The sequence below is a fragment of the Paracidovorax sp. MALMAid1276 genome (genome assembly GCF_049198005.1).
Taxonomy (GTDB): Bacteria; Pseudomonadota; Gammaproteobacteria; order Burkholderiales; family Burkholderiaceae_C; genus Acidovorax.
Genome location: NZ_JBMIRS010000022.1, coordinates 1 through 6,345, shown reverse-complemented (window position 1 = coordinate 6,345; position 6,345 = coordinate 1). Strand labels below are relative to the sequence as shown.

The 6,345-nt window shown below is 68.2% G+C and carries 1 protein-coding gene and 1 pseudogene; both read left to right on the top strand.

Annotated features, from left to right (window positions below):
- Positions 1–141: 141 nt before the first annotated feature.
- Positions 142–5,030: pseudogene (locus ACOQFS_RS00770) on the top strand (PAS domain S-box protein).
- A gap of 25 nt (positions 5,031–5,055) precedes the next feature.
- The gene (locus ACOQFS_RS00765; protein WP_421561078.1) at positions 5,056–6,186 is read left to right on the top strand and encodes a response regulator; all 1,131 of its coding nucleotides are present in this window, start codon (positions 5,056–5,058) and stop codon (positions 6,184–6,186) included.
- The last annotated feature ends 159 nt before the right edge of the window (positions 6,187–6,345 follow it).

Genomic DNA, 6,345 nt, shown 5'->3' with positions numbered 1-6,345 from the left:
CGGCTGCACGGGTGCGAGGGGTTCCAGGGGTATCTGTTCGGGCGGCCCGGGCCGATGGAAGATCTCGATGCCTTCTTGCACCCGGCGCACTGACCGGACCGTGCAGAAGGCCGGGCGGGTGCTCGTTGCCGGTGCTGCGGCATGAAACGCGCAAGGGAGGGCGTGGGCATGTTGTTTGACAAGGTGCAGGATCGCGATGCCCCCAGCTGGCGGGGCCTGTTGCTGGTGGCGGCGCTGGCGGCCTTCGGGGCCTGGCTGGCGGTGCAGGCCGCCGTGCAGTGGCGCGGGGCGGAGCGGGCGGCGGAGCGCAACCGCATGCTGCAGCAGACGGCCGAAGCGCTGGTGGCCCAGGCCACGGGCGGCGGCATGCTCGGCGCCGTCTCGCTGCTGGGCCTGAGCGAGCCTTTGCTCAAGGACATGGCGCGCGGTGATGTGGAGCCCGACGATGCTCGGGCGCTGGCCCGGCTGGCGGTGGCGCGCGGCCGGTTCCAGGTTCAAGGCGTGTATGTGATGGCCGCCGATGGCACGGTGGTGGCGCACGAAACCGCAGGCGCCCGCGCCACGGGCAACAACCTTTCGTTCCGGCCCTATTTCCAGCAGGCCGTCAATGGCGCGGTCAGCGTGTATGCCGCCATCGGCACCAATTCGCAGGAGCGGGGGTTCTATTACGCCGCCCCCCTGTACGAAAGCGACACGCCGTCCAGCGCCATCATTGGCGTGGTGATGTTCAAGGTGGGATTTGACATCTTCGACGCACTGCTCAAGCGTTCGGGCCTGCCCACCGTGCTGCTGTCGCCGCAGGGCGTGGCGTTCGCGTCGACCCGGCCGGAATGGCAGTTTGCCGTGGCCCCGCCGTTGACGCAGGCGCGCATCGACGCCATCCGTGCATCGCGCCAGATGGGCCGGCACTTTGAAAACGGCCTGGCGTCGGCACTGCCGTTTGCGCCCGATGCGAACACGGTGATGGTCGACGGGGTGGAATATGCGGTGGAGCGCCGTGGCATCGACTGGAACGACCCGGGCGGCCAGTGGCAGCTGGTGGTGCTCGACGATGTGAGCACGCTCATGACGCCGGGCCAGCGCCTGAAGGTGGCCAGCGCCGCCTTTGTGCTGCTGAGCCTGGTGGGCCTGCTGCTGCTGGACCTGGTGCGCAGCCGGGCCCGCGTGGCGGCGGCGCTGGAGCGCTTTCGCCTGCTGGGCGCTGCGCTGGAGGCCAGCCCGGTGTCGGTGGTCATCACCGACGGCGAGGGCCGCATCGACTGGGTGAACCCGCAGTTCGAGCGCAACACGGGTTATGCGCTGGACGAGGTGCGCGGCAAAAAACCGTCGCTGGTGGCCAGCGGGCAGACGCCTGCGAACACCTTCCGGGAGATGTGGTCGACGTTGCTCTCGGGCCGGTCCTGGCAGGGGCAGTTCATCAACCGGCGCAAGGACGGCAGCACCTACCACGACGAGGCCACGCTCTCGCCCGTGCTGGACGCGCGGGGGCGGCGCATCGGCATCGTGGGCCTGCACGAAGATGTGAGTGAGCGCATCCAGGCGCACAAGGAGCTGGAGCGCCGGGAGCGCTTGCTCAATGAGCTGCTGGAACAGCAGACGGCCATCTTCGACAACGCCCCGCCCATCGTGCTGGTGTGCGAGGGCCAGTTCCGCCAGTTCAACCCGGCCTTCATCGAGTTGATGGGCGGCACCGCGTCGCAGCTGCTGGGTCTGGGCGTGTCAGCCCTTTTCGGCGGCCGGGGCCACTACGATGTGTTTGCGGAGCGCATTGCTGCGGGCCTGGCCAGCGGTGAGGCATTGCGCGAGGCGGCCACGCTGCACCGCCTGGACGGCAGTGCGTTCGAGGCCCGGCTGGCAGGGCGCAGCCTGCGGATGGAGGGCTACCACGCCGCATCCATCTGGGTGATCGAAGACGTGAGCGAGCAGCGGCAGGCCGAGCAGGCCGTCCGGCAGGCGCAGGAGCGCCTGGAGCTGGCCCAGGAGGCCGGCAAGATCGGGGTGTTCGACATCGACCTGCACAGCGGCCAGGTGCTGTGGAGCGCAAAGCTGGTGTCGATGATGGGCTTGCCGCCGGGCGATGCGGTGCGCACGCGGGAAGATTGGCTGGAGCGGCTGCACCCCGACGACAGGGGCCGCGCCGAGGCGCATTTCACCGAGCAGCTGCAGGGCACGGGCAGCGACCTGCGCGACTCCTGGCGCATCGTGCGGCCCGATGGCGAGGTGCGCTGGTTCATGTCGGCCGCGCGCATCTTCCGCGATGAAGCGGGTGTGGCGGTGCGGGTGGTGGGCGTGAACGTGGACATCCACGACCAGAAACTGCTGGAGGCCCAGGTGGCCGAGCAGCGCGACTTCCAGCAGGCCTTGATCGACGCCATCCCCGTGCCGCTGTTCTACAAGGGGGCCGATGGCCGCTACATCGGCTTTAACCGCGCCTACGAGCAAGCCTTTGGCGTGGAGCGCGAAACACTGATCGGCAAGACGGTGATGGACCTCGGCTTCCTGCCGCAGCGCCAGCGCCAGCAATTCGTCGAAGACGCGCGCGAAGCCCTGCACGGCGAGAAATCGGTGCACAAGGTGGTGGACATGCCGTATGCCGACGGGCAGATCCACCACACGATGTTCTGGCTGCACGGCTTCTCGCGGCCCGATGGCACGCCGGGCGGCGCCATCGGCACCTTTGTGGACATCACGGACCGCAAGCAGGCAGAAGAAGAGCTGCGCCGCGCCAAGGAGCTGGCCGAGGAATCCACCGCGCTCAAGTCCAACTTCCTGGCCAACATGAGCCACGAGATCCGCACGCCATCATCGGCATGTCGCACCTGGCGCTCAAGTCGGGCCTGAGTCCGCGCCAGCACGACTACGTGAGCAAGATCCAGCAGGCCGGCCAGCACCTGCTGGGCGTGATCAACGACATCCTCGATTTCTCGAAGATCGAGGCCGGCAAGCTCACGGTGGAAAAGCAGCCGTTCATGATCGACCGCATGCTGCAGAGCGTGTCCGACGTGGTGGGCTACAAGGCCGGAGCCAAGGGCCTGGAGCTGGTGTGCGATGTGGGGGCCAACGTGCCGCCCAACCTGGTGGGCGACTCGCTGCGGCTGGGGCAGATCCTGATCAACTTCGCCAACAACGCCATCAAGTTCACCGAGTCCGGCGAGATCAGCATTGCCGTGCGGCTGCTGGAGTCTGCCGGGCACCGCGTGATGCTGCGCTTCGAAGTGCGCGACACGGGCATCGGCCTCACGCCCGAGCAGTCCGGCCGGCTCTTCCAGAGCTTCCAGCAGGCTGACACCTCCACCACGCGCCGCTATGGCGGCACAGGCCTGGGCCTGGCCATCTGCAAGAGCCTGGCCGAGCTCATGGGCGGCGAAGTGGGGGTCGAAAGCACGTTCGGAAAGGGTTCGACCTTCTGGGTGTCGCTGCCGCTCGAGCGCGGTGCGCCCGCGCGCGCGCTGCTGCCGCCGCCCAATCTGCGCGGCAGCCGGGTGCTGGTGGTGGACGACAACCACACAGCCGCCACGGTGCTGTCCGACATGCTGCTGTCCATGGGGTTCGAGGTGGAGCAGGCGTACTCGGGCCTGGAGGCCCTGGACCGGCTGCGCGAATCCATGGTGCAGCAGCGGCTGTTCGGGCTCCTGCTGCTGGACTGGCACATGCCGGGCATGGACGGCATCGAGCTGGCCGGCCACATTCGCAGCCTGGGCATGCCCCAGGTGCCACAGATGCTGATGGTGACGGCCTACGGCCGCGAGGACGTGATGCGCGCGGCCCGGGCCCAGGGCATCGAGACGGTGCTCATCAAGCCCGTCAACGCCTCGCTGCTGTTCGACACCCTGATGCAGCCGCAGGAGCATTCCACGCACCTGGCCCGCCGCATCGTGACGCCCGCGCCCGCAGCCGACGAGCTGCCCCTGGCCATCCGTGGTGCCTACGTGCTGCTGGTCGAAGACAACGAGCTGAACCAGATGGTGGCGGTGGAGTTGCTGCAGGACGCCGGCTTTGCCGTGGACGTGGCGGAAAACGGGCGGGTGGCCATGGATCGCATCGGGCGCAAGCACTACGACGTGGTGCTGATGGACATGCAGATGCCCGTCATGGACGGCGAGACCGCCACGCGCGCGCTGCGGGCCGACCCGCGCCATGCGCAGCTGCCCATCATCGCGATGACGGCCAACGCCATGGACGCCGATCGCCAGCGCTGCTTTGCCGCCGGCATGAACGACCACGTGGCCAAGCCGATCGAGCCCGCGGCGCTGTGGGCCGCGCTGGCGCGGTGGATACGACCCCGGCCGGGGCTGGGCGCGCCGCCCACGGGCGCACCGCCGCTGATGCCCCTGCCGCGCGCGCCCCAGGCGCCCGCGCGCGGCGCTGCGGCGCCCGCCCTGCCGGCGCCGCAAGCCCCTGGGCTGGACACCGCACTGGGCCTGCAGCGCGCGCTGAACAAGCCTGCGCTGTATGCCGAGATGCTGCGCCGCTTCGGCGAAGGTCAGTCGGATGTGGTCAATGCGCTGCAGCGGGCGCTGGCCGTGCAGGACATGGAGCTGGCCGAGCGCCTGGCCCACACCCTGCGGTCTGTGGCGGCCAACATCGGCGCCGAGCCGGTGGCCGAGCGCGCGCAGGCGCTGGAGAGCGCGGTGCGCGAACGCGCCAGCGCCGACCGGTACGCGCAGCTGCTGGTGGACCTGGGTGCCACCCTGATGCCCTTGCTGTCCGCTTTGCGGGACTGGTCTGCGCAGGCCGTGCAGGCCGCGCCCGGTGGCCACGAGACCGTGCTGCCGCTGATGGCAGACACGGCGCCCGCCAGCGCATCGGCCGACCCGCAGGACACGCTGCAGAAGCTGCGCGAGCTGCTGGCGCAGGACGACCCAGCGGCCACCGACTATTTGAAACACAATGGGGCCGTGCTGAAGGCCACGCTGGGAGACGCGTTCAAGCGGGTCGAGGCGCACACCCTGAACTTTGACTACGAGCAGGCACTGGAGGTGATCGCCGCAGTGCCGGGCCCGGAGCACCCCGCCGTTCACATCCCCTGAGCGGCGCAACTTGCAGGATCTATTCATGGACAACGTGCCGTTTGCCTCCCGCCAGACTGCCTATGTGGAAAAGCCGATTGCCACCGTGCTCGTGGTGGACGACACGCCGGACAACCTCACGCTCATGGGCAGCCTGCTGCGCGAACACTTTCTGGTGAAGGTGGCCAACCATGGCGAAAAGGCGTTGAAGATCGCCCAGTCGGAGGCACCGCCCGACCTGATCCTGCTGGACATCATGATGCCGGAGCTGGACGGCTACGAGGTGTGCCGCCGCCTCAAGGCGCTGCCCGCCACGCGCGATATTCCCGTGATCTTCCTCACTGCGCGCTCCAACCCCGACGACGAGCGCATGGGGCTGGCCCTGGGCGCAGTGGACTACATCACCAAGCCCATCAGCCCGCCCATCCTGCTTGCGCGCGTCAACACGCACCTGGCGCTCAAGGCCACGGCGGATTTCCTGCGCGACAAGAGCCTGTACCTGGAGCGCGAGGTGGCCATGCGCACGCTGGAGGTGCAGGCCATCCAGGACGTGACCATCATGGCCATGACATCGCTGGCCGAAACCCGCGACAACGAAACCGGCAACCACATCCGGCGCACCCAGCTGTATGTGAAGACGCTGGCCGAGCGGCTGCGCCACCACCCCCGGTTCGAGCACGCGCTCAACGACCGCATGATCGAGCTGCTCTACAAATCCGCCCCGCTGCACGACATTGGCAAGATCGGCATCCCCGACAGCATCCTGCTCAAGCCGGGCAAGCTCACGGTGGAAGAGTTCGAGGTGATGAAGACCCACACCACGCTGGGCCGCAACGCCATCGAAGAAGCCGAGCGCCGCCTGGGCATGCGCGTGGCCTTCCTGAGCGTGTCCAAGGAGATCGCCTACAGCCACCAGGAGAAGTGGGACGGCTCGGGCTATCCGGAGGGGCTCAAGGGCGACGAGATCCCCATGTCAGCCCGGCTCATGGCCGTGGCCGATGTGTACGACGCGCTGATCAGCAAGCGCGTGTACAAGCCCGCGTTTTCGCACGACCAAGCCTGCAGCACCATCGTGCGCGGCAAGGGCTCGCACTTTGATCCCGACATGGTGGACGCCTTCGTGGACGTGGCGGAAGATTTCCGCAACATTGCGCAGAAGTACCCGGACCCCACGTAGCGGAGTTTCGTCACAGACGGACTCCTTGACCGAAACCCGCGCTTTTCGGGCGCGGGTCGCCCATATCCCTTCCCGTTGAGCGTGTGGACGCGTTCTGCGCGGCTTCGACAGGCTCAGCCCGAACGGTTGGGGGACGGCCGTGGCGGTAATGCGTGCTTG